The sequence below is a fragment of the Deinococcus apachensis DSM 19763 genome, from assembly GCF_000381345.1.
Taxonomy (GTDB): domain Bacteria; phylum Deinococcota; class Deinococci; order Deinococcales; family Deinococcaceae; genus Deinococcus; species Deinococcus apachensis.
On sequence record NZ_KB906399.1, the window covers coordinates 130,799 to 150,895 of the forward strand.

Below are 20,097 nucleotides of genomic sequence, written 5' to 3' on the forward strand. Positions count from 1 at the left end.
TATGCTGCCCCCCGTGTTCCAGGCGCTCCTCAACGTCGTGCTGCCCGTCGTGCTCGTGGCGGGGGTGGGCGCGCTGCTCGCCCGCCGCTTCACCCTCAGCCAGGACACGCTGGGCAAGGTCAGCCTGAACGGCCTCACGCCCGCGCTGGCGCTGAGCAGCCTGCTGGGCACCACGGTGGGCGTGGGGGAAGGCCTGCACCTCGCCGCCGCCTACTTCGCGCTCGCTCTGAGCGGGGTGCTCCTGGCCTTCCTCGCCACCCGCCGCTCCCCCGGCATGACCCGCCGAGCCGTCATGGCGAGCGTCGCCATCGGCAATAATGGCAACTTCGGGCTGCCGGTCGCCCTCTTCGCCCTGGGGCAGCCGGGGCTCGACCAGGCAGTCGTGATCTTCCTGTGCTCGGTCGTCCTCACCTTCACCCTGGGGCCGCTGCTGTACGGCTCGGCGGGGGGAGCGCGGGCGGGATTGCTCGCCGTCGCCCGGTTGCCGGTCGTGTGGTGCATCGTCGCCGCGCTGCTCGTGCGGCTCCTGCATCTGCCGGTTCCGCTGGGGCTTCGGCGGGGCATCGACCTGCTGGGGCAGGCCGCGCTCCCGATGGTGCTGCTCTCGCTGGGCATTCAACTCGGGCAGGCGGGGCGGCTCTCGCTGACCGGGCCGGTGTTCACCGCCGTCTCGCTGCGGGTGCTGGGCATGCCTGCCCTGGCGCTGGGGCTCGGTCTGGGGCTCGGGTTGAGGGGGCTCGGTCTACAGGGACTGGTCCTGGCATCGGCGATGCCCACCGCCGTGAATGCCTTTCTGCTGGCGCGGGAGTATGGGGCTGATTCGGAGACAGTCGCCAGTGTGGTGGCGCTGAGCACGCTTGCCAGTCTGGTCACGGCGGCGCTGGTGGTGGCGTTGTTGCCGCAGATCGGGGGATTGGGGTGAGGCCTTCCGGGTTGGGCTTGTTGAGGAGGATGGGGCAGGGGGTCTTGCTTCGATTCGCCCCTACCCGCAGAGGGGCAGGGGAGCTTTTCGCTGCGCTCGGCAAAGGGCTCGCCCATCTCGCCTGTGGTCGCTGTTCTCAACGCGCAAGGTTTGATCTTGCCGTTCACAAGTCACTGGCCCACCGTCTCGCTGCGCGAGCAAGGCGGGGTGAAGGCGGTGCGAGGGCGAGTCGAAGGCAGGAATGGGCCGTCCACAAGAGACAGTTTTTGAACAGCTGGAGCTTTCGCTGAGTGTTGCTCGGACTCCTGGCGGGTGCGCTACACAGAAGGTTTGCCCGGGAAGCACATACTCCCCGCTCTTCTCCCCGGCCTGAAACTGCTCAGCCGGAAAGTTCCCCCGGGTCGGTCGGGTCCACGCCCGCCACATATACCCATGTGCCGTTCAGTCTTGTAAATCTGCTGCGCTCGTGCATACGGTGAGTACGACCATCCATCCGCAACGTCGCGGTGAACTCCACCTCGTTACCCTCCGCGTGATGAATTTTGAGGCCCAGGTAGCGCGCGTCATCTTCTTCCAAGTCCAGGTCCGGCGGGCAGGTGTCCGGGTGCCAGGTCCGCCGCACATACTCCGTATTGCGCAGGGCGTAGGCCGTGTACCGCGAACGCATCAGCGCCTCCGGTGTCTCGGCGGGGCGCTCACCGCGGTGCCGGAGACCGCAGCACGCGCCATAGGAGCGCCCCGAACCGCAGAGGCAGGGCTTCAGGGCCGGAAAGGGGAGAGGCACCCATCGAGCATAGCGGGCATACTGGGGACCCGATGACCGCCCCTGACGTGATCACCTCCCTGCAAAACCCCCACGTCAAACGGCTCGTGCGACTCCGCACCCGCCGCGAGCGCGAGCGCGAGGGGGTACTCCTGGTCGAGGGTGCCCGCGAATTCTCCCGGGCGGTGGGGGCAGGGCTCATACCCGCCACCCTCTACACCTGCGAGGCCCTGTACAGTCCCGAGGCGTGCGAGGTGGAACCTGCTCTCCCCGGCCCCCGCATCCGACTCTCCCGCGAGGCCTTCAAGAAGGTCAGTGGGCGCGAGAACCCCGACGGCCTGCTTGCCCTCCTCCCCACGCCCGCCCCCCGCCTGCCTGAGCCTGCTGAGGACGCAGTCGTCGTCGTCCTGCACGGCCTGGAAAAACCCGGCAACATCGGCGCGATCCTGCGAACGGCGGACGCGGCGGGGGCGGTAGGCGTGTTTGTCCTTGGCCGCGGCGCCGACCCCTATTCCCCCAACGTCATTCGCGCCTCCCAGGGCAGCGTCTTCACCGTCCCTGTCGCCGCGCTGAGTGAGGAGGAGGCCCTGACCTGGCTCGCCGAACACGCGTTCACCCGCGTCGCCTGCACCCCCGACGCCCCCCACGTCTACTGGGACGCGCCCCTCACCGGCCGGGTCGCCCTCATCCTCGGTGCGGAGCACGCCGGGCTGCCCCCCGAGTGGCGAGAGGCCGAACTCCCCGTGCGCGTCCCCATGCACGGCGCCGCCGACAGCCTGAACGTCGCCACCGCCGCCGCGCTCGTCCTGTACGAGTGCCTGCGCCAGCGCCGGACGTCCCGCTAGGCCAAACACGGGGCCGGGAGCGGTGTTAGCCTGCCCCCATGACCATCACCGAGAGGAAGGCGGCGCTGCCGCCCCGTGCCGACGTGCCGCGTGAGCAGACCTGGGACATCGAGGCCCTCTTCGCCACTCCCGGGGACTGGGAGGCGGAATCGCAGGCGCTCCCCACCGCCATCGACGCCCTCGCCGCCTACACCGGGAAGCTCGGGGGCAGCCCCGAGGCCCTGGCCGCCTACCTGCGCGAGTCGGACGAGGTCGAGCTGCGCCTCAACCGCTTCTTCTCGTACGCGAGCATGGGCGCCAGCGTGGACGGCCGGGACGCCGCCGCCGCCGCCCGCCGCGACCGGGCGAGCGCCGTCGCCGCTCAGTTCGGCAGCGTGACCGCCTTTGCGGAACCCGAGCTTCTGGCACTGGACGAGGAGACCCTGCGCGGCTGGCTGGGTCACCCCGACCTGGCCGACCATCGCATCCGGATTGAGCGCATCCTGCGTGACCGCCCCCACGTTCGCTCCGCCGAGGTGGAGGAACTCCTCGGCGCCGTCCAGGCCCCCTTCTCCTCGGAGCGCGGCATCCACCCGGCCCTCGCCAACATGGACCTGCGCTTCGGCACGGCGGGCGGCGAGACGGTCACCCAGGGCAACGTCGACCGCCTGACCTCCGCCCCCGACCGCGAGGTCCGGCGCCAGGCCTGGGAGAACTACGCCGACGCCCACCTCGCCGTCCGCCACGCCCAGGCGGGCATGTACGCCACCAACGTCCGCCAGAACGTCTTCCTGGCCCGCGCCCGCCGCTACCCCGACGCGATCACCGCGACCCTTGACCCCGACCGCATCCCCACCCAGGTCGTCACCACCCTCCTGGACACCTACCGCGCCCACACCCCGACCTGGCACCGCTACTGGAACGTGCGCCGCGAGTGGCTGGGCCTCCCCGAGCTGCGCGAGTACGACGTGAAGGCCGCCCTGGTGCCGCCCCGCCCAGTCAGTTACGAGCAGGCGGTGGAGTGGATCGCCGAGGGCATGGCCCCGCTCGGTGAGGACTACGTGCGGGACCTGCGCGCCGGGCTGACCGTCGAACGCTGGGTCGACTACGCCGAGAACGACGGCAAACGCCAGGGCGCTTATTCCAACGGCGGCGGGCGCGTCAAGCCCTACATCTTCATGACCTGGAATGGCACGGTGAGCAGCTACTCCACCCTCGCCCACGAGATCGGCCATTCCATGCACTCGCTGCTCTCCCAGCGCGAACATCCCTTCGCCGTGCCGCGCTACACCCTCTTCCACGCGGAGGTGGCGTCCAACTTCAACCAGGCGATGGTGCGTCAGCATCTCCTGAAGCAAGCCCGGGAGGCGGGCGACACCGACTTCGAGGTCGCCCTCATCGAGGAGGCGCTGTCCAACTTCCACCGCTACTTCTTCATCATGCCGACCCTGGCCGCCTTCGAGCTGGAGTGCTACCGCCGCATTGAGGCAGGCGGGACCCTGAGTGCTCCCGACCTCATCACCCTGACCGCCGACCTCCTGCAGCAGGGCTACGGCAAGGGCGTAAAGATGGACCGCGAGCGCAGCGGCATCCTGTGGGCGCAGTTCTCCACCCACCTGTACGCCAACTTCTACGCCTACCAGTACGCGACGGGGATCAGCGCGGCCCACCAGCTCCTCGCGCAGTTCAGTGAAGACCCCGAGGGTGCCCGCAAGCGCTACCTCGCCTTCCTGAAGTCCGGCGGCAGCCTCGACCCCATTGACGCGCTGCGCGAGGCGGGGGTGGACATGCTCTCGCCCGAACCGGTGGAGGCGACCTTCCGCACCCTGGCGGGCTACGTGGACCGGCTGGAGGAACTGCTCGCCGCGCGCCCCTCACCAAAGTGAGGACCACCGCCTGACCCCTTTCCCGCACACTGTGGGGCGAACATGCTCGACCGTTTCGTCCCAGGTGTGGGGAAAAGCCCCCGTCCAGCCGTCCTCAAAAGGACCGCCCCATGATCCTGCGCCGCGTGCTGGGCGTCCTCGCCAGCCTGCTCGTGGTCCTGGCACTTGCAGGTTGGGTCGGCCTTCAGTTCCCGCCCACCCCGTTCCCCGCCGTTGCGGGGCGCGCGTCCACCCCGGAGGTCGTGCGGCTTCCCGCGGGCCTCCCCGAGCCCGTCGAGCGCTTCTACCGCCAGACCTACGGTGACTGGGTCCCGGTGATCTCCACCGCCGTCGTCACCGGCCGGGCCACCCTGCACCCCCTGCCGTGGGGCCCCGCCGTTCAGGGCCGCTGCCGCTTCACCCACGAGGCGGGCCGCAACTACCGCCACGCCATAGAGGCGACGTGGTACGGGCGGCCCTTCCTGCCATTCGACGAGTCGTACCTGGGCGGGGTGAGTCGCCAGGAGACACCCTTCGGCTCGAACGCGAACGAACCCGAGGGCGCCCAGGCCGCCAACCTCGCCCTGTGGGCCGAGGCGATCTGGTTTCCCGCCCTCTACTTGACCGACCCCCGCGTGAGCTGGGAGGCGCTGGACGACAACACGGCCGTCCTGAACGTGCCCTTCGGCGAGGACCGCGAGCGCTTCATCGTCCGCTTCGACCCGGCCACCGGGCGCCCGTTCCTCCTGGAAGCCATGCGCTATAAGGACGTGAGGAATCCTAATAAAGTCCTGTGGCTGGCCCAGATTCGCGGGTGGGGCGCTTTTGGGGGCGTCAACCTGCCCCGGGTGGTCACCTTCACCTGGGCTGACGAGGGGAAGCCCTCGGAGACCTTCACCGTGGAGGACATCGCCTACAACCTGAACGTGAGCCAGTCTCTCCGGGCAACTGGGCTGTAAAGAGTAGGTCCTCAAGAAGAATTATTTTCACGAGTCGTCGACTCGTGAAAATACTCACTTGAAGAACACAAGAAAGAGGGCGGATTCCCCCGCCCCCTTCCCGGTCTTACGCCTGCGGCTGCTGGAGCTGCGGCCCGGGCACGTAGCCCTCGAGCGTCGCGTAGTCGTCCTGGAAGTGCATCAGGACGCCGCCGAACAGGGTATCGAAGGTTTCCTGGGGCATCTCGGCCAGGGTGGGGTAGAAGCCCACGTACTCCAGCCAGACATTGCCGTCGGCGTCGATGGAGCGGCTGAAGGCGCGCTCGCGGTTGCGGTCGTTGAGCATCATCGCCACGTCGAGGCGGCGCTGCGCGTACTGCTTCTGGGTCACGCAGGTGATCTCCAGACGGCTGGTGTTGTTGGGGCCGTCGTTGACGGAGACCAGCACCGCCGCGTCGCCCATCTCGAAGCGCCAGCCCATGCGGATGAACCGCTGGCCGTTGTTCTCTTCCATGTCGAGCTGAACTTCCTTCTCGCGCAGGTACTTGGCGAGCGTGTCCAGCGTCAGAAGCGCCGTTTCCATCGTCATTGAAACTCCTCCTCTTAGGGGGTGAAACCCGGGCCGATTCTAACATCCCGTCGGGGCGGGGGGCGCCTCAGGGCCGCGAGAGCACCCGCACCGTCACCGGAGCCACCCCGGCCGACAGGATGCCGAGCCGCGCCGCCGCCGTCCGTGACAGGTCGATCACCCGCGTGCGGCTCCCGAAAGGTCCCCGGTCGTTGATCAGCACGTCCACGGAGCGGCCCGTGCCCCGGTGCGTCACCCGCACCCAGCTTCCCAGCGGCAGCGTGCGGTGGGCGGCAGTCATGCGGGTATGCGAGTTGTACCGCCCGCCGTAGTACACTGCGTGGCCCCGCTGAACCGAACTCGCCTGTGCCCCGCCCAGAACTGGAACGGCCAGGAGGACCGCCGCGAGCGCCAGCGCCCTCACAATTGCTCCTTCGGCGTGCGGCTCAGCACCTCGTATCCCGTCTCCGTCACCAGCACGAGGTCCTCGATGCGGACCCCGCCGACCCCAGGCAGGTACGCGCCCGGTTCCACCGTCACGACCATGCCCGGTTCCAACACGTCATCGCTGCCCTTGCGCAGGCTGGGCCCCTCGTGGATATCCAGCCCAACCCCGTGCCCCAGCGAGTGCGCGAAGGCCTCGCCCAGGCCACGCCCCTCCAGAATTCCGCGTGCCACGGCGTCGAGGTCGCCCCCCCGCGCCCCGGGCCGCACCGCCGCCACCGCCGCTTCCTCCGCCTCCAGCACGGCGTTGTAGACCCGGCGCAGCTCTTCCGAGGGCGTTCCCACCGCCACCGTCCGCGTCATGTCCGAGTGGTAGCCGCGCAGGCGCGCCCCGAAGTCGATCGTCACGAGGTCGCCGTCCTCAATGACCCTCTCACTTGCCACCCCGTGCGGCATCGCCCCGCGCGGACCGCTCGCCACGATCACGTCGAAGCCCACCTCGGCCCCGGCCCGGCGCAGGCCGAGTTCGAGTTCGAGCGCCACGTCAAGTTCCCGCACCCCCGCCCGAATCATGGGGCGCACCTCGGCGAACACCCGGTCGGCCAACTCCTGCGCCTCCCGGATCGCCGCCACCTCCCCCGGCGACTTGACGAGCCGGACCCGCTCCACCAGCCCGCGCGTCGGAACCATCTCCGCGTCCCAGTGAGCGCGCAGGTCCTCCAGCCCGGCGACCGTCAGGTGCTCGGCCTCGAAACCCACCCGCAGGCCACGAACACGCCCCGCCGCGTCCCCATAGGTCTCGGGTGGGCGAGCGATCACCTGCGAGAGGGACGACTCCTCCCGCGCCTGCACGGTGTAGCGCGCGTCCGTGTAGAGGATAGCCTCCGCCCCCGTCACCAGCACCTTGCCGTCCTTGCCGCTCGTGAAGCCGCTGACCGCGCGCACGTTCGCCGGGCTGCTCACCCACAGCGCGTCCATGCCCGATTGCCCCATCGCCGCCCTGAGCTGTTCGAGAACCGTCATACGGCGGAAGGTAACACGTCCCCCCGCTCCCAACGGAACCCGCCCCCACTGTCCCCACCCGGGGGACAAGATGCCTGCCTCCCCGGAATGCGGCTTATACTCCTGGATCGGGACAAAAGACAGGCCGCCACGCGCGGGAACCCCCAAGGAGGAGAGAGTCCGTGAAACTTCACGAGTATCAGGGCAAGGAACTGCTGCGCCGCTTCGGCGTGAACGTGCAGGAGGGCCGGGTGGCCTACACGCCCGACGAGGTGCGGCAGATCGCCCGCGAGTTCGACCAGCCGGTCGTCGTCAAGGCGCAGGTCCACGTCGGCGGGCGCGGCAAGGCGGGCGGCGTGAAGTTCAGCCCCACCCTCGACAAGGCTTACGAGAACGGCGAGAAAATCCTCGGGATGGACATCAAGGGCCTGACGGTCAAGAAGGTCCTCGTCACCAAGGCCGTCGACATTGACGCCGGGACCGAGTACTACGTCGGCATGATCGTCGACCGCAACGTGCAGAGCTACACCCTGATGGCCTCCGCCGAGGGCGGCATGGAGATCGAGGAAGTCGCGGAAGCCACCCCCGAGAAGATCATCAAGCACCGCGTCGACCCCGTCACCGGCCTGCGCCCCTTCGAGGCGCGCGAGGTGGCGATCAAGGCGGGCTTCAAGGGCAACCTCAACAAAATTGCCGACATGATGGTGAAGATGTCGGAGGCCGCCCTGAGGATGGATGCCGTCCTCGTGGAGATCAACCCCCTCTTCGTGGAGGCCGACGGTACGCCGCTCGCGCTCGACACCAAGTTCGAGATCGACGACAACGCGATGTACCGCCACAAGGACCTCCTCGACTGGCGCGAGCTGGAGGCCGAGCACCCGCTCGAAATTGAGGCGAGCAAGTACGGCTTTGCCTACGTGAAGCTCGACGGCAACGTGGGCGTCCTGGGCAATGGCGCGGGCATCGTGATGACCTCCCTCGACGTGGTGAACCGCGCCGGGGCCAAGCCCGCCAACTTCCTCGACATCGGCGGCGGTGCGCGGGCCGACATCGTGTACAACGCGGTCAAGCTCGTCTCCAAGGACCAGGACGTCAAAGCAATCTTCGTGAACATCTTCGGCGGCATCACCCGCGCGGACGAGGTTGCCAAGGGCATCATCCAGGCGCTGAACGAGGGCATCCTGACCAAGCCCGTCCGCATGCGTGTCGCTGGAACCGCGGAGGAGGAGGCCAAGGCCCTGCTCGCCGAGGTGAACAGCCCCCTGATCCAGATGTACCCCGACATGTTCCAGGCGGCCGAGGCTGCCGCCCAGGAGGCGAACCAGTAATGGGCATTCTCGTCAACAAGGACAGCCGCGTCATCGTGCAGGGCATCACCGGCCGCGAGGGCGCCAACCACGCCCGCGCGATGCGCGAGTTCGGCACCCAGGTCGTCGCGGGTGTCACCCCCGGCAAGGGCGGCCAGCAGTTCGAGGGCTGGCCCGTCTACAACTCCGTCGAGGAGGCCAAGGCTGCCCACGACGCGAATGTCTCCATCATCTTCGTGCCGCCCGCCGGGGCCGCCGACGCGGTGCTGGAAGCTGCCCACGCAGGGATGCCCCTGATCGTCCTGATCACCGAGGGCGTCCCCACCGTGGACATGATGCGCGCTGTGCAGGAGGTCAAGGAACTCGACGCCCAGAACCGCGCGCAGGGCGGGCAGGGCATCCGATTGATCGGCGGCAACTGCCCCGGCCTCGTCACCAGCGGCGAGTGCAAGGTGGGCATTATGCCCAACCGCATCTACCAGCAGAAGGGGCGCGTCGGGCTGATTTCCCGCTCCGGTACCCTGACCTACGAGGCGGCCAAGCTGCTCCTTGATGCCGGGCTGGGCACCTCGACTACCGTGGGCATCGGCGGTGACCCGGTGATCGGCACGACCTTCGCCGACGTGCTCCCCATGTTCGAGGCCGACCCCGAGACCGACGCCGTCGTCGTGATCGGCGAGATCGGCGGGGCTGACGAAGAAGCGGCCGCCGAGTACATCGCCCAGAACATGAAAAAGCCCGTGGTCGCCTTTATCTCCGGCCGCTCCGCCCCGGCGGGCAAGCGGATGGGGCACGCGGGCGCGATCATCATGGGCAATGTCGGCACGCCCGAGAGCAAGCTCGCCGCCTTCGGGGCCGCGAACGTGCCCGTCGCCGACACCATGCCCGAGATCGTCGACCTGGTGAAAAAGGCGCTGAACGTCACCGCCTGAATTTCAGGCCGGGGAAAGGGGCCGGGGCACCACCCCCGGCCCCCCTTTTTCCTCAACCCAGCGTCATTTTTCGTCACACAGCCGTCAGCCCGGCGCGTAGACTGGGGACATGAAGCGTCTTTCCCTTCTCGCGGCGGCGCTCCTCGCCTCGTCCGGCGCCGCCCTGACCGTGACGGGGAAGGTCGAGGGCACGGTCCCCGCAGATACCCGGGTCAGTGGCTGGGCCGTCAGCGTCTCCGGGCAGCCCGTGCAGGAGATCGTCAGCGTGCCCGTCAACGGCGGCCAGTTTCGCCTGGAAGTCCCCGGGGCCTCCCCGAGCTTCCGCGCCCAGACCGCGCTGAACCCGCAAAACGTCACCTGGCCCGGCGTACTCGACCCGGTCATCGTGAGCGCCGAAACCCAGACGGCGGAACTCAAGTTCTTCACCTACCGCGACGCCAACCGCAACGGCCAGAACGACGAGGGCGAGGAATTGCGTGAGGTCACCCTGAGCGCCGGGCGCGGCTCGCTCTTCGTCGTCTGGGTCAACTCCGACGTAGCGGTCAAGGCCAGCCGCGGCTACGAGGTCGCCCTCAAGCGAGGCTGGAACGCCTTCGTGGTGGAAGTCGGCCGTGCAGTGAAGGTGGCGCCTTTCAAGGACGGCGTGGCCGCCGTCAGTCTGAGCCTGGGCCGCTGAACGAGATATTTGGGAGGGCCGCCTCTGGCTGCGGGAAGTAGGTCGGGCGGTCTTCTTACTTTTTATTCAGTTAAACAGACACAACAAAAAATTCACGAATAGATGATCTTGTGAATAGATTCACCTACACTGAGATATGAGAGGAAGGAGAGCTGACTCCCCCTCCCTCACTCCTCCATTCTGACCGGAGAGGCCACTTGCACCCCCACTTCCGCCAGTTGCCCCGCATCGACAGGGGAGGGCGCCTCTGCCATCAGATCCGCGCCGCGGTTGTTCTTGGGGAAGGCGATGACCTCGCGGATGCTGCCCGCGCCCGCCATCACCATCACCAGGCGGTCGAAGCCCCAGGCAATGCCGCCGTGGGGGGGCGTGCCGTATCCGAGCGCGTCGAGGAAGAAGCCGAACTTGTCGCGTGCCTGCTCCTCGGTAAGGCCGATGGCCCTGAACATCTGCGCCTGCACGGCGGGGTCGTGGATACGGATGGAGCCGCCGCCAATCTCGTAGCCGTTCAGCACCAGGTCGTAGGCCTGGGCGCGAATTTCTCCCTGCTGCTCTGTACCGAAGAGGGGAAGGTCCTCCGGGTGCGGCGCCGTGAAGGGGTGGTGCATGTAGGTCCAGGTCCCTGAATCCTCGTCGAATTCGAGCTGGGGAAAATCCACCACCCAGGAGACGTGGAAGCGCGGGCCATTCGACGCGAGTTCGAAGAGATCCCGCAACGCGAGCCGCACCGCCCCCAGCGCCGACACCGCCTTCTTCCACTCGCCCGCCGCGAAGAGGAGGGTGGCGCCCTGCCCCACACCCGTCCGCTCGATCAGGGCTGCCGCCTGCTCGCCCACGAACTTGCTGATGCCGCCCGTAAACCCCTCACCGTCGCGCTTGACCCAGGCCAGCCCCCTTGCCCCGTTCTGCTTCGCCACCCGCTCCAGCTCGTCAATCTGCTTGCGGGTGAGGTTCGGCGCAGCGAGGACCTTCACCGCCTGTGCGTCCGCGAACGCCCCGAACTCGCCCCCCCGGAACAGGTCGGTCACGTCCACGAAGCCCAGGTCGAAGCGCAAGTCCGGCTTGTCTGACCCATAGCGGTCCATCGCGTCAAAGTAGCTCAGGCGGGGGAAGGGGAGAGGCAGCTCGACGCCCAGCACCTCGCGGAAGACGTGAGCCAGCAGGCGCTCCTGCACCTCCAGCACGTCCTCCTGGGTCACGAAGCTCATCTCCATGTCGAGCTGGGTGAAGTCGGGCTGGCGGTCGGCACGCAGGTCCTCGTCGCGGAAGCAGCGGGCGAGCTGGTAGTAGCGGTCAAAGCCCGCGATCATCAGGAGCTGCTTGAAGAGCTGGGGCGACTGCGGCAGCGCGTAGAACTCGCTCGGATTCAGCCGGGAGGGCACCAGGAAGTCGCGCGCCCCCTCGGGTGTGGACCGCGTGAGCATGGGCGTCTCCACCTGAACGAAGCCCGCGGCGTCGAGGAACGCCGTCACCGCCGCTACCGCCTTGCTTCTCAGCATCAACGCCCGCTGCATCTCCGAGCGGCGCAGGTCGAGGTAGCGGTACTTCAGGCGGATGTCCTCGGCCACCTGCTCGCCTTTTTCCAGCTCGAAAGGGGGCGTTTTCGCCGTGTTCAGCACCTGCACGCGCGAGGCGATCACCTCGTAGTCGGCGAGGCCACCCTTGCGCTGCCCTTCCGGGCGCGGCTGGAAGTGGCCCTCCACCTCCACCACGTACTCGGCCCGCACGGTGTCGGCCTCCGCAAAAGCGGGGGAATCCGGCTCGACCTCCACCTGCACGATGCCCGAACGGTCGCGCAGTTCAATAAAGATCAGACCCCCCAGGTCCCGTCGCCGGTTCACCCACCCTTGCAAGGTGACCGCCCGCCCGGCGTAGGACTCATTCAGTTCTCCGACATAACAGGTGCGTTTCATGCTTGCTCCAGAAAAGCGTTCAGGTCGGCCAGCGGCACTTCCCGCCCCCCGCCTGAGCTCAAATTCTTGATGTTCAGGACACCCCGCGACGCCTCATCGCTGCCGATCACGGCGGCGTAGCGGGCACGGCGCCGGTCAGCCTCGCGGAAGGCATTCCCGGGTTTCAAGGCGCGGTAGGCGAACTCCACCCGGGCCACCCGGCGGCCTTCCAGCGCCACCCTCGCCGCCAGTCCCACGTTCTCCTCGTCCATCGCGGCGAGGAAGAGGAGCGGGCTCTCCGTTCCCGGAAAGGCCACGCCCTCCGTGTCCAGCGCGAGGAGCAGCCGCTCGATGCCGAAGGCCCAGCCGATGCCGGGAACCTCCTGCCCGCCGAGCTGCGCCGCCAGGCCGTCGTAGCGCCCCCCGCCGCCCAGCGCCGATTTCGCTCCCACGCCGTCGTGGTGCAGCTCCCAGGCGGTGCGGCGGTAGTAGTCCAGCCCGCGCACGATGGAGGGGTCGATGTCGAAGGGCACATCCCAGTCACGGAGGTAGCCCTGCGTTGCCTCGAAGTGCGCCCGGGCCTCCTCGCCCAGAAAGTCGAGCATGGGGCGAACACCCAGCTCGTGGATCAACGCCTGGTCCCCCTCGCTCTTGGAGTCCAGAATCCGCATCGGGTTGCGGGTCAGGCGGTCCCGGCTGTCGTCGGAGAGGCGCTCACTGTGCGGCGTGAAGAGGTCGCGGAGGTAAGCGTTGTAGGCCTCGCGGTCCTGCGGGTCACCGATGGAGCCCAGCTTCACCCGCACGCCCGTGAGGCCCAGCTCGCGCACGACCTCCCACATCAGCCAGATCGCCTCGGCGTCCACCAGCGGGTCGGTCGAGCCCAGCACCTCGTAGTCAACCTGGTGAAACTGGCGCAAGCGGCCCTTCTGCACGTTTTCGGCGCGGAACATCGGCCCGTGGGTCCAGAGCTTCAGAGGCGCCGGAAGCTGCTTGAGCCCATTCTGGAGGTACGCCCGCACGATGCTCGCCGTCCCCTCGGGGCGCAGCACGTAGCCGCCGTGATCCCCAAAGTAGTACACCGTGAACATCTCCTTGCGGACGATGTCGGTCGAGCCGCCCACCCCGCGCTTGACGAGTTCGGCCTCCTCGAACAGCGGCGTGTCGATGAACTGCGCGCCTGCCCGCTCCAGAACGCGGCGGGCGGTGTCCTGCACATGGATGAAAGCCGACGCCTGTACGTCCCGGGAAAGTTTCGGGCTGCCGTCCGGCAGGTGGTCCTGGGTGCCCTTGGGGCGTTGAAGCGCCATAACCTGAGAAGTGTAGCAGCCAGCGGCCAGCGGGGAAAAACAGGGGAGGGGGCGGCCCATCCGCACGGGCCGCCCCCTCCCGAACCGCCTTACTGCCGCACGCTGTAGGGCAGCCCGGTGGACTGGCGTCCGCCGACCTCCACGAACAGCCAGGAGCCGCCGACCGGGGCGTCCGCCGGAATGGTCAGGACGATCTCGCTGCCGGTCCAAGAGCGCACCGCCGAGGCGGGGAACACGTAGCCGCCCTCGCCCGACTCGTTCGCGCCCAGCCGCACCCGCCCCGTGGACGGCCCGCCCAGGTAGCGCCCCTGGATGGTGAGGATGCCGCCCCGCGCCGCCGGTTCGGACAGCTTGATCAGCACGGGGGTGACGGTCACGCCCGGCGCGGCCTGCTGACGCGGCGCGCAGGACGCCAGGGCACCCATGAACAGTAAAGAAGCAAAGAAGAAACGCACCATAGCAGCAGCCTCCGACTCAGCAGTCTAATGAGCCCCAGATGACCGGTCAAACCACCCCCCCTGGTGCGGAAAATGTCACATCCCCGGACGGGGGCTCAAGCCTGGCGGGCACACGCGTGCTGATCGTCTTCAATCCCCGCAGCGGCCAGGGGGAGAGCACGTTGCCGGACTTCGTCGGTCGGTTGCAGGCCGAAGGCGCCGAGGTCACCGAACGCGAACTCCAGCCCGACACCCCCATGCCGCAATACGTCGCCGACCTCAAGGACTACGACGTTCTCGTCGGGGCGGGGGGGGACGGCACCGTGAGCAGCCTGGCCTACGCCGCCCGCTATGGAGACGTGCCACTCCTCGCCTACCCGGCAGGCACGGCCAACCTGATCGCGCAAAACCTCGGCCTGCCCCGGGACCCGGTCGCGCTCGCCGACATCCTCGCGGGCGGCCACACCGTGCGGGTGGACCTGGGCGAGGTCGAGGTCAAGGGCGAGAAGAGCGGCTTTGCCATGCTCGCCGGGGCGGGCGCGGACGCCGCCATGATCCGCGACTCCGAGGAACTCAAGGAGAGATTTGGCGCGATGGCCTACGTCCTGAGCGCGATGAAGCAGCTCAGCCCCAAAAAGACCACCTTTCACCTTGTCCTCGACGGCGAGCCCCGGGAGTTCGAGGGCATCGGCGTGATGGTGGCGAACTTCGGCATGGCGAACTACCGCCTGCCCATCACCAGCGACATCAGCCCGTCGGACGGCCGCTTCACTGTCGTCCTGCTCAAGGCCGGGAACATCCTGCGCCTGGTGCCCAACCTGATCGATTCCTTCCGGGTCAAGCTCAACCTGGGCGACCCGCTGTTCAGCGGCAACCTGGAGACGCTGGAGGCCAAGACCGTCACCGTGGACGCCGACGAACCCTTTCCCCTGCAGTACGACGGCGAACTGCACGTGGAGACCACGCCCTTCACCGCCAGCATCCTGCCCGGCGCGATCCGCTTCCTGACACCGGTGAGAAAGGCCGATCTGGACACCTGAGGGGCATCTTCGTCCAGAACACCCTTTTTTGGCCTCCTCACAGGAAGGCCAGGAAGGGGCCTCCAACCGCGCCCGAGGGGTTCAGGAGGGGGGCAAATGGCGGGCGACTCCGGTGAGCCGTTCGCGGAATTCGCTCACGAGCGGATCACCCTTGGCGCGGTTATACGGCTCACAGGCGTCGGTGAGGTTCTGCAATATATGCGGGCCTCCACGGGAGAGCGGGGCAACGTGGTCCACCGCGGAGCCGAAGAGTTCCAGGTGGCCGAGGCAGTAGGCGCAGGTGTTTGCGGAGAGAATCTTTTTCGCCAAGGTTACGACGTCAACCGGAGTGGTGACACGGCCCCTGGTCGGTTCGGTGACGGCGGTGTTTATGGAGCGGGCGATCTGGAGCGCGCAAGTCCTTGGGTTGGCGTGGTACCTGACATTCGCCTTCCGCGAGCGGCAATAGGCGTGTCGACCATTCGAGCCGTAAGCCTTGATCCTCAGCATTTGCCCACAGGTGGCGCAAACTTTGGCCGTCAGGCGGCAACCCTGATAGTGAGCCGATCTCTGGCGAGGCCCAAAGGCTACGAGAAGTACTACCTCAGCGCAAGAGAAACACCGCTTCTGCCGTTCCATGTCTACTTTCTACTCCGGAGAATTTCAGTTCTGCGAAGTAGAATGTGCTGATGACGAAACCTTCGGGCCTGGCCCTGCAACTGGCGAGCAAGTGGAGCAGTTCCGAGAACCGGCGTCGCGAGGGGTTGCGGGCCGCGCACGCGCAGGATGCTGAGGCGTTGGTCGATCTCACGACAACGTATATGCGGCTCAAGTCCAGCCGCAAGGGCCGCACGAGCGAGCTGACGTTGAAGGCCTACGCCGAATCGATCCGGCAGTTCCTGGCGTTTACCGGGCCGCCCGAGGCTCCCAGCCGCGCCCTCAATCAGCTCATGGCCGAGGATTTCGAGGTCTGGCTGCTGCACATGCAGGAGGCCGGGCTGAAGCCGAACACCGTCAAACGCCACCTGTACGGGGCGCGCAACCTGATGAAGGCCCTGGTCTGGGCGAACGTCTTGAAAGCGGACCCGAGCGCGGGGGTATCCCCGCCTTCCGATCCCACACCCGCCCACGCGAAAAAGCGTGCGCTGACGCAGGCGCAAATCCGCGAGTTGCTGGTTCTACCCGCGGAACTCCACGCCCAGGACGGGCTGCGGGCCAGCCGCGATATGCTCCTGCTGGTGCTGGGGGGCACGCTGGGCCTGCGGGCGGCAGAGATCGTGGGGCTGGCCGTGGCCGACGTGGACCTGACCGGGGAGTCACTGACCGTGCGGGGTAAAGGCGGCAAGGCGCGGGTCGTCCCGCTGCCCGCCACGGTGAAGGCGGTACTGGGGCGCTGGCTGGTGGCCCGCCGCGCGGTGACGGCGGACGGGGAGGGACCTGCCCTCCTCGTGTCCCTGTCGGGTGTGAATTACGGGGGGCGCCTCTCGACGGACGGGGCGCGGTTCATCGCCCACACCTACTACCGCCACCTCGGCCTGCCCCCCGAGCTGTGGGGCCTGCACACGCTGCGGCGCACCGCGGGCACGCACCTGTACCGGGCCACCCGCGACCTGCATGTCGTTGCCGACCTGCTGGGCCACGCCTCGGTCACGACGAGCGCGATCTACGCGAAGATGGACGTGGACGTGCGCCGCGAGGCCGTGGAGGCGATGGAGCGGCTGCGGGCTGGGGAGGAGTAGGGCTTAACGTTCCCTCCGGTCGAGCCGCAGCGCATAGAAGAGCATCAGGGCCGCGAGGAGCAGGGCGGGTAGGTCGCCGAGCCGGGTGTAGACGGTCTGCCCGCCCAGCAGGCGGGGGCGGACGTAGAGGGCGCCCTCCCCAGCGCTCAAAGTCTGGACCGGTTCGCCGAGGTCGTTCACGGCGGCGGCCACGCCCTCGTTCACGCTGCGGACCAGCCAGCGCCGGGTCTCGATGGCGCGCACCCGGCCCATCAGGAAGTGCTGCTGGACGCCCCAGCCCTCGTACCAGCCATCGTTGCTGGGGTTAACGAGAAGCTTGGCCCCTTTCCCCACGAGTTGCCGGGCGACCCAGGGAAAGACGCTGTCATAGCAGACGTAGGCACCGTAGAGGGAGCTGCCGAGGCGCAGGGGGGCAATCTGTTGGGCGGCGGTGAGGACAGGCAACTCGAAGCCGATGGCCCCCTCGATCACCCCGTAGGCGGGCCTCAAGGCCTGATACAGCGGGAAATACTCGCCGAACGGCACCAGCCGGGCCTTGAGGTCCAGGCTGACGACCCGGCCCGAGGCGTCGACGCTGACCACTGCGTTCTGGCGGGGCTGGAAAGTTCCCAGACCGCTGATGCCCGGGCCGGGGAACTCCGGGAGGCGGGCAGGCACCTCGATGCTCGTCAGGGCGGTTTCGCTCCAGACGACGAGTTCCCCGGGCGCGCGGGAGGCGCTGAGCCTGCGCTGAACCTCGAGCTGCTCCTCAGGCGTGAGCTGGCGGGTCGCCCGCCCGAACGAGTCGAAGGTGGTCCGCAGCACCAGCATGGGCTGAATGGGTCCCGTTCCCGGCATCCGTGTCACTCCGTACGCCAGCGCACCCACCCACAGGGCTGAGAGCAGGACGAGGGGGGAGCGTCTCCCCCACCAGAACGACACCAGCGCGGCGGCGGTGGCGGTCATGAGCACGCTGCCCAGCAGCACCCCGCCCAGGTCGGCAATCTGGATGGCGGGGGTGGGCAGGAGGGTGTAGCCCAGGGTGGGCCAGGGAAAGGCGAGCGGCCCGAGGAAACGCAGCCATTCCAGGAGTACCCAGCCGCCCGCCAGCGCCCAGACCCGGGCCTCGCGCGAACGGACGAGTCTCGCGGCGAGCCAGGCCATCAGCGCCAGGAAGGCCCCTTCCAACGCGAAGAGGGCGAAGGCGAGGACCCCTAAGGCGGGGGTGCCGAACAGCTTGGCGAGAAAGGCGGTGAGCCACCACAGGTGGACGGCGCTGTAAGCGGTGCCCGACCACCACATCCGCCCGGCGACCTCACGGGGCGAGGCGCCGCCCGAGACGAACAGCAGCAGCCCCGCGAGCGGCAGGTACGACAGGAAACTCCAGGGAAGCGGCAGGCCGCAGGCGGCGAGCAGGACCCCGAGGAAGGCGGCGATCAGGGGGGGCGGCAGACGCACCGGGCCATGATAGGGGCCGGAGCAGGGAAATGCGGCAGCGGGCGGGCGGACTTTGCACTAGCATGGGCTCACCTTGAGACTGGCGTTTATCAGTGACCTCCACGGCAATATCCACGCGCTGACGGCCGTCAAGCGCTTCCTTTCCGAGAACGTGGTGAATGGAGTCGTCGTGGTCGGCGATCTGGTCGGCTACGGGGCCTCGCCGGGACCCGTGATCGACTTCGTGCGCCGCGAGGGCTGGCAGACGGGCCTGGGCTCCAGCGACCTGCGGGTGGCGCTGGAACTGGGGGGGAACCCCGCGCGCGGGGGCGTCGCGGACCAGATTCTGGAGTGGACGCGCAAGGTGCTCTCGGCCGAGCAGCGCGACTTCCTGCGCCGCTTGCCCCCCGGCGGCCGCCTGATGACCCCGGTGGGGCGCGTGCGTTTCTTCCACGGCTCGCCCCACGCGCCCGAGCAGCGGCTGGACCTTATGGCCCCCGAGCGCGAGCTGGAGGACCTGGCGGAGACGCTGGGGTCCCGGGTGATCGTGGTGGGCGGCTCGCACGTCCCGTTCGTGCGGGTGGTCGGCGAGACAACCTTCGTGGACCCCGGCTCGGTCGGGCTGAGCCTGAACAGCGAGCCGGGGGCGGACGTGGCCCTGGTGGACTGCGTGGGGCGGCGGCCCAGGGTCACCCTGCACAAGGTGCCCTACGACTACGCCTCCTCCGCCTTCGACATCCTGGCGTGGAACCTGCCGCCGGTGGTCGCGGACGTGATTCGCACCGGGCGGATGGGGTAAGAGGCCCGGGACAAGGTCGGGACCCCCACCCCCTTCAGGCAGGCACTGCTCCCAGCGCCCGGTCGAAGCGGTCCACCAGGCCCCGCTCGTTCAGCAACGCTTCCAGGGCGGCGAGCAGGGCGCGGTAGGGGGCGGGGCGCGCGGCCTCCCCCATCAGGCCCAGGCGCCAGATCAGCCCGGCGGTGGGACCCAGGCCGCCCGTCACGCTGATCTCGCGCTCGCGTAGGGCGGAGCGGACCCCGGCGTCGTCGAAGCCTGCGGGCAGCAGCAGGGCGAGGACGGTGGGCAGCCGCGCGGCGGGGTTCTCCACGTAGGGCGCGAAGCCCAGCGGGGTCAGCGCTGCGAGCACGGCCTCCCCGACCTCCTGCACCCGGGTCTGGCGGACGGTCAGGCCCTCCTCCAGGGCGGCCTCCAGGGCGGCGTGCAGGGCGTAGTGCAGGTTGACGGGCACGGTGTGGTGGTAGGTGTGTTCCTCCCAGTAGTCGCGCAGCCCACCGAAGTCGCAGTACCACAGGGGCGTGGGGGTGCGCCGGGCCGCATACCGGGCAAAGGCCCGCTCACTGATCGCCACCGGGGCGACGCCGGGGGGGGCCGAGAGGCACTTCTGCGCGCCGGTGTATACGTAGTCGATCCCCCAGGCATCCATGTGGAAGGGCTCCATCCCGGCCGTGGTCACCGCATCCACGGTCAGGAGGGCGCCGCTCCCGCGCACGATCTCCGCAATTTCAGGCACCGGGTTGAGCACGCCGGTACTCGTCTCCCCGTGGACCACGGCGACGAGCCGCGCGCCGCCGAGGTTCGCGGCCACAGCGGCCGGTTCGATGGGCTGCCCGAGTGGCGCCTCCACCAGACGGACCCGCGCGCCGTAACGCCCCGCCATCTCCGCCATACGCCGCCCGAAGGACCCGTTCACGCACACCAGCACCTCGTCGCCCGGCTCGACGAGGTTGGCGAACCCCGCCTCCATCCCCAGGCTGCCGGTGCCTGCCAGCAACGCGGTGAAGGTTTCCGGAGCCGTACCGTACAGCGCTCGCAGGTCCGCCTGGATCTCCCCGTTCAGGGCGAACACCTCGGGGTCCATGTGACCGAGCATGCCGCGCAGCAGCGCCCGCTGGGCGCGGGGATGGATTGGCGTGGGTCCGGGCGTCAGCAGGATATGGTCCGGGAAGGAGCCGGGGCAGTCCTCGAGCATGGGGTGGAGTGTAGCATCCTGTCCGGGTGCTGACGCAATAACATTGCTCTAGATG

At 68.5% G+C, this 20,097-nt stretch carries 20 protein-coding genes and 1 pseudogene; 10 read left to right on the top strand and 11 right to left on the bottom strand.

Annotated elements, in window-relative coordinates; genetic code table 11:
• The first annotated feature begins 13 nt into the window (after positions 1–13).
• Positions 14–922, top strand: coding sequence for an AEC family transporter (locus tag F784_RS0105155; RefSeq protein WP_157465024.1), 909 nt, complete (start codon positions 14–16; stop codon positions 920–922).
• 379 nt (positions 923–1,301) lie between these two features.
• Here F784_RS0105155 and F784_RS22355 read toward each other — a convergent pair whose 3' ends face one another.
• Together F784_RS22355 and F784_RS27690 are read right to left on the bottom strand one after the other, a co-directional pair.
• Positions 1,302–1,592 carry a YchJ family protein gene (locus tag F784_RS22355; RefSeq protein ID WP_342662476.1) on the bottom strand — a complete coding sequence of 97 codons (291 nt, stop codon included), beginning with the start codon at positions 1,590–1,592 and terminating at the stop codon, positions 1,302–1,304.
• Between the two features lie 42 nt (positions 1,593–1,634).
• Positions 1,635–1,706 (bottom strand): annotated as a pseudogene (locus F784_RS27690) (SEC-C metal-binding domain-containing protein); the annotation flags it as partial.
• A gap of 32 nt (positions 1,707–1,738) precedes the next feature.
• Between F784_RS27690 and F784_RS0105165 the strand changes: the two are divergent.
• The 3 genes from F784_RS0105165 to F784_RS0105175 all read left to right on the top strand — a co-directional run bounded on the left by F784_RS0105165 (position 1,739) and on the right by F784_RS0105175 (position 5,333).
• Positions 1,739–2,530 (top strand): TrmH family RNA methyltransferase, encoded by a 792-nt coding sequence (locus F784_RS0105165; RefSeq protein ID WP_019585646.1) that lies wholly within the window; start codon positions 1,739–1,741, stop codon positions 2,528–2,530.
• A 38-nt stretch (positions 2,531–2,568) separates the two neighbouring features.
• Positions 2,569–4,395 (top strand): oligoendopeptidase F, encoded by a 1,827-nt coding sequence (gene pepF / locus F784_RS0105170; protein WP_019585647.1) that lies wholly within the window; start codon positions 2,569–2,571, stop codon positions 4,393–4,395.
• 110 nt (positions 4,396–4,505) lie between these two features.
• Positions 4,506–5,333, top strand: a complete 828-nt coding sequence (locus tag F784_RS0105175; protein ID WP_019585648.1) for a DUF6544 family protein — start codon at positions 4,506–4,508, stop codon at positions 5,331–5,333.
• 106 nt (positions 5,334–5,439) lie between these two features.
• Here F784_RS0105175 and F784_RS0105180 read toward each other — a convergent pair whose 3' ends face one another.
• From F784_RS0105180 to F784_RS0105190, 3 genes are all read right to left on the bottom strand, one after another.
• A complete protein-coding gene (locus F784_RS0105180; protein ID WP_019585649.1) occupies positions 5,440–5,901 on the bottom strand; it encodes a YbjN domain-containing protein in 462 nt (153 codons plus the stop codon).
• A gap of 67 nt (positions 5,902–5,968) precedes the next feature.
• Positions 5,969–6,304, bottom strand: a complete 336-nt coding sequence (locus tag F784_RS0105185; protein ID WP_019585650.1) for a septal ring lytic transglycosylase RlpA family protein — start codon at positions 6,302–6,304, stop codon at positions 5,969–5,971.
• Positions 6,301–7,347 carry a M24 family metallopeptidase gene (locus F784_RS0105190; protein WP_019585651.1) on the bottom strand — a complete coding sequence of 349 codons (1,047 nt, stop codon included), beginning with the start codon at positions 7,345–7,347 and terminating at the stop codon, positions 6,301–6,303. The genes F784_RS0105185 and F784_RS0105190 overlap by 4 nt, the downstream gene beginning before the upstream one ends.
• A 161-nt stretch (positions 7,348–7,508) precedes the next feature.
• On the opposite strand from F784_RS0105190, the gene sucC reads away from it, so the two are divergent.
• The 3 genes from sucC (at position 7,509) to F784_RS0105205 (ending at position 10,241) form a co-directional block, all read left to right on the top strand.
• On the top strand, positions 7,509–8,654 hold the full coding sequence (gene sucC / locus F784_RS0105195) for an ADP-forming succinate--CoA ligase subunit beta (protein ID WP_019585652.1): 1,146 nt from the start codon (positions 7,509–7,511) through the stop codon (positions 8,652–8,654).
• On the top strand, positions 8,654–9,565 hold the full coding sequence (gene sucD, locus F784_RS0105200) for a succinate--CoA ligase subunit alpha (protein WP_019585653.1): 912 nt from the start codon (positions 8,654–8,656) through the stop codon (positions 9,563–9,565). Before sucC ends, sucD begins: the two co-directional genes overlap by 1 nt.
• A gap of 109 nt (positions 9,566–9,674) precedes the next feature.
• The gene (locus tag F784_RS0105205) at positions 9,675–10,241 is read left to right on the top strand and encodes a hypothetical protein (protein ID WP_019585654.1); all 567 of its coding nucleotides are present in this window, start codon (positions 9,675–9,677) and stop codon (positions 10,239–10,241) included.
• A gap of 167 nt (positions 10,242–10,408) precedes the next feature.
• On the opposite strand, the gene aspS is transcribed toward F784_RS0105205, so the two are convergent.
• From aspS to F784_RS0105220, 3 genes are all read right to left on the bottom strand, one after another.
• A complete protein-coding gene (gene aspS / locus F784_RS0105210; RefSeq protein WP_019585655.1) occupies positions 10,409–12,154 on the bottom strand; it encodes an aspartate--tRNA ligase in 1,746 nt (581 codons plus the stop codon).
• The gene (gene hisS, locus F784_RS0105215; protein ID WP_019585656.1) at positions 12,151–13,440 is read right to left on the bottom strand and encodes a histidine--tRNA ligase; all 1,290 of its coding nucleotides are present in this window, start codon (positions 13,438–13,440) and stop codon (positions 12,151–12,153) included. The genes aspS and hisS overlap by 4 nt, the downstream gene beginning before the upstream one ends.
• A gap of 89 nt (positions 13,441–13,529) precedes the next feature.
• Entirely contained in the window at positions 13,530–13,898 is a 369-nt protein-coding gene (locus F784_RS0105220) for an IPT/TIG domain-containing protein (protein WP_019585657.1), read from the bottom strand.
• Between the two features lie 38 nt (positions 13,899–13,936).
• On the opposite strand from F784_RS0105220, the gene F784_RS0105225 reads away from it, so the two are divergent.
• Positions 13,937–14,917, top strand: coding sequence for a diacylglycerol/lipid kinase family protein (locus tag F784_RS0105225; RefSeq protein ID WP_083939143.1), 981 nt, complete (start codon positions 13,937–13,939; stop codon positions 14,915–14,917).
• Between the two features lie 81 nt (positions 14,918–14,998).
• On the opposite strand, the gene F784_RS27760 is transcribed toward F784_RS0105225, so the two are convergent.
• Positions 14,999–15,226: an HNH endonuclease gene (locus F784_RS27760; protein WP_040382484.1), complete on the bottom strand. Its 228-nt coding sequence runs from the start codon at positions 15,224–15,226 to the stop codon at positions 14,999–15,001.
• 359 nt (positions 15,227–15,585) lie between these two features.
• On the opposite strand from F784_RS27760, the gene F784_RS0105235 reads away from it, so the two are divergent.
• Positions 15,586–16,635, top strand: coding sequence for a tyrosine-type recombinase/integrase (locus F784_RS0105235; RefSeq protein ID WP_019585660.1), 1,050 nt, complete (start codon positions 15,586–15,588; stop codon positions 16,633–16,635).
• Positions 16,636–16,638: 3 nt separating this feature from the next.
• On the opposite strand, the gene lnt is transcribed toward F784_RS0105235, so the two are convergent.
• Positions 16,639–18,072 carry an apolipoprotein N-acyltransferase gene (gene lnt / locus F784_RS0105240; protein ID WP_019585661.1) on the bottom strand — a complete coding sequence of 478 codons (1,434 nt, stop codon included), beginning with the start codon at positions 18,070–18,072 and terminating at the stop codon, positions 16,639–16,641.
• 73 nt (positions 18,073–18,145) lie between these two features.
• Between lnt and F784_RS0105245 the strand changes: the two genes are divergently transcribed.
• Positions 18,146–18,850, top strand: coding sequence for a metallophosphoesterase family protein (locus tag F784_RS0105245; protein ID WP_019585662.1), 705 nt, complete (start codon positions 18,146–18,148; stop codon positions 18,848–18,850).
• A 34-nt stretch (positions 18,851–18,884) separates the two neighbouring features.
• Here the strand turns inward: F784_RS0105245 and F784_RS0105250 are convergent, their stop codons facing one another.
• Positions 18,885–20,042 carry an aminotransferase class V-fold PLP-dependent enzyme gene (locus F784_RS0105250; RefSeq protein ID WP_019585663.1) on the bottom strand — a complete coding sequence of 386 codons (1,158 nt, stop codon included), beginning with the start codon at positions 20,040–20,042 and terminating at the stop codon, positions 18,885–18,887.
• Positions 20,043–20,097 lie beyond the last annotated feature (55 nt).